The 372-nt window shown below is 42.7% G+C and carries 2 tRNA genes; both read right to left on the reverse strand.

From position 1 onward, the window contains the following. Positions 1 to 96 precede the first annotated feature (96 nt). A tRNA-Ala gene (locus tag AC1RPV_RS07700) sits at positions 97 to 169 on the reverse strand. 27 nt (positions 170 to 196) lie between these two features. Then, positions 197 to 271: transfer RNA gene (locus AC1RPV_RS07705), tRNA-Ile, on the reverse strand. Positions 272 to 372: the final 101 nt, after the last annotated feature.

Consider the following 372-nt stretch of genomic DNA (forward strand, 5'->3'; position numbering starts at 1 on the left):
AACTAATAAAACGCGGTGTTTCTCGGCTTATTGCTTAAAAATTTAATAAATATTATCTAGTTTTCAAAGAACAAATTCGACAATTAATATTGTCAATGGAGCCTAACGGGATCGAACCGATGACCTCCTGCGTGCAAGGCAGGCGCTCTCCCAGCTGAGCTAAGGCCCCATAATGGGTATTTTATTAATTGGTAAATGGGCCTAAATGGACTCGAACCATCGACCTCACGCTTATCAGGCGTGCGCTCTAAACCAGCTGAGCTATAGGCCCGTAAACGCTTTTGAGAGTAGATCTCTCAAAACTAAACAAATTTTCGACAAGTGTGTAGGTTTCCGTAATATTCCTTAGAAAGGAGGTGATCCAGCCGCAGG

It is taken from the genome of Dellaglioa sp. CoH-55-MRSF-9, assembly GCF_056782155.1.